Annotated in this window: 2 protein-coding genes; one reads left to right on the forward strand and one right to left on the reverse strand. The window is 75.7% G+C overall.

Annotated features, from left to right (window positions below; translation table 11 throughout):
* Nucleotides 1-766: hypothetical protein (locus GTW43_RS31535; RefSeq protein ID WP_161305398.1), on the forward strand; the 766-nt coding region annotated here is incomplete at its 5' end.
* 27 nt (nt 767-793) lie between these two features.
* On the opposite strand, the gene GTW43_RS31540 is transcribed toward GTW43_RS31535, so the two are convergent.
* Nucleotides 794-2,503 (reverse strand): TIGR03767 family metallophosphoesterase (locus GTW43_RS31540; RefSeq protein ID WP_161305399.1); only part of this gene is annotated, 1,710 nt, incomplete at its 5' end.

The raw sequence follows: 2,503 nt of genomic DNA on the forward strand, positions 1-2,503 counted from the left end.
GGCGGCCGCGTCCGCCGAGCCGGCGGACGCCCTGGTCACCGGGCTCGCCGCGCTCGCCCTGCACGGCTTCTCGGCCGCTCCCCCTGTGGCCTCCCTGGACCACGTGGACGTCCTCGTGCCGCGGACCCGGCGGCTGCGCTCCACCGAGCTCGCCCGGATCGTGCGCACCCCGGCGCTGCCGGCCCCCGTGTTCCTGGACGGGCTCCCGGTCGCGCCCGTGGCGCGGGCGCTCGCCGACGCCGTCGCCCAGCTGTCCGACGCGGCGGCCGTGCGCCGGCTGCTGACGGAGGCGGTGCGCTGCGGACACTGCGAACCGGCCCTCGTCGTACGGGAGTTGACCCAGGCCCGGCTGCTGACCCGGCCGCACGTCGTGGACGCCGTCGACTCGCTGCTGGCCGAGGGCCGCTCGCTCGCCGAGGACCGGCTGTACGCGATGGTGCGCGAGCACCGGCTGCCCGCGCCGCTGTGGAACGTGGATCTGCGGCTGCCCGGCGGACCGCACCTGGGCGGCGTCGACGCGTTCTGGCCGGACCAGTCCGTCGCCGTCGAGCTGGACGCGCGGGCGCCGCGGACGGACGAGGACGCGGAGTGGATCGAGTACGCGCACAAGCGGGAGCATCTGGAGCGGCTCGGGATCACCGTCGTGCATCTGACGCCGCGCAAGCTGCGGGAGTCCCCGGAGCAGCAGGCCGCCGTGGTGCGCACCGCTCTGATGGCCGCCGGGGACCGGGACCCGGCGGCCTATGTCGTGGTGCTGCCCCGCTGAGCGGCGGGCCGCGGCGGGTGCGCCGTATCAGGCCTTGCGCAGGACCAGTTCGGTGTTGCGGTCCCTCGGTCTGCCCGCGAGCGTGCTGCGGGAGCCGGGGGCGTTGAAGGACAGCTCCCGGTAGAGCGAGGCGAGGCCGGTGCGGCTCAGGTCCCCGGGGACCGGCCGGTACGGGGCCGCCGACTCGATGAGCGTCGTGAACAGCGAGAGCGTGCCGTCGTGGTTGTCGGCGATCTCGATGACACGGGCCAGCTGCGGGTAGTCCACGTGCGAGGCCGTCGAGATCTCCCAGAAGCCGGTGCTGCCGCCCGTCCCCGGGTGCGCGGTGATCTTGTTCTTGTGGCTGTGGCCGTTGACCCAGGCGAGGACCGGGCGGTGGCGGGCGAGCAGCGCGGTGAGTTCGGCGCCGCCGTGCCGCCGCTCGCGGGGGCGGTGCGGGTCGGGGTTGAGATTGCGCATCGACCTGCTGGTGTGGTGCGAGAAGACGACGACGTGGTCGCCGTCCCGGTCCGCCTCCCGGAGCCGGGCGGTCAGCCAGTCGAGCTGCCCCTGGCCGATCGAGCCCTCGTAGTGGCCGCCCGGGTCGGTGCTGTCCAGACTGAGGCCGACGACCCCGGGGGCGATACGGAACGCGTAGTACTGGGTGACCGCGGCCAGGTTCTCCCGCGTGTAGCCGTGGCCGACGGGTCCGGGGCCGGTGTGCGCCGGGTCCAGGTGCGCGGCCAGGTACTCGGCCGGGGTGAAGGGGGCGCGGCGCGGGTCGGGGGTCACCGTGCGCATCGCGCGGACCTGGGCGGGGGCGGTCAGGAGGTCCTTGAAGGCGTTGCCCCTGGGGTCGCCGCCGCGCTCGACGTCGTCCCACAGGGCGCGGCCGACGGACGCGGGCAGGTCCATGAGCTTGCGGCCGCCGGTGGCGAAGTCGGCGAAGAACGGGTCGCCGGGGGCGTAGCAGCCGCCGGGCAGGGCGTCGTGGTTGCCGACGGTCGAGTACCAGGGCAGGTTCAGGCCCGGGCTGTGCACCTCGGCGGTCGCGGCCCGCAGGAAGCCGTCGATGCGCGGGAAGGCGTGCCCGGTCTTGTCGGCGTCGCGCAGCGCCGAGTCGGGGTGCCAGTACAGCTTCAGGCCGCTGTTCTGCACGCCCTCGTAGTGCTGCGGGTCGCCGGAGTCGGGCCGGATGCGGCCGCCGCTCATCGTCGTGAGGAACCAGTCGAGTTCGGAGCGGGCGTTGTTGTCCGTGTTGTCGCCGGTGGTCATCACGAAGCCGAGCGGGGCGGCGGTCACGGGAGCGCCGCGCAGGCTGTTGACCCGTTCGACGAGGGAGATCGCCCCGGCGACGGAGAGCGCCTCCTGGGGGCGCCAGGCGCTGGAGGTCCTGGCGCGCAGGTACTCGTAGCGCAGCGGGTGCTGGACGTCGACCAGGTGCAGGTCGGTGAACTGGACGAACGCGGCGAGCGCGGTGCGCCTGTCCTCCCGCGCGGCGCCCGGGGCGGCGAGGTCGTCGCGGGTGACGCGGGACCAGGCCGGGCCCGCGGTGAGGTGGCGGTAGGCGGAGGCCGAGGCGTGCGGGGTGCCGGTCGCGGCGAGCGTCGTGCCCTCGGTGTAGGGGGCGAGCGGCGCGGCCGGGGCCTTGCGGGAGACGGCGTGGACCGGGGCCGTGGGGCCCGCGGCCGCCTCGCCGCCGCCGGGGCCGAGGGCGTAGCCGAGGCCGGCGGTCAGGCCGGCGGCGCCGGTGGCGGC

It is taken from the genome of Streptomyces sp. SID5785, assembly GCF_009870065.1.
In the GTDB taxonomy this organism is placed as follows: Bacteria; Actinomycetota; Actinomycetes; order Streptomycetales; family Streptomycetaceae; genus Streptomyces.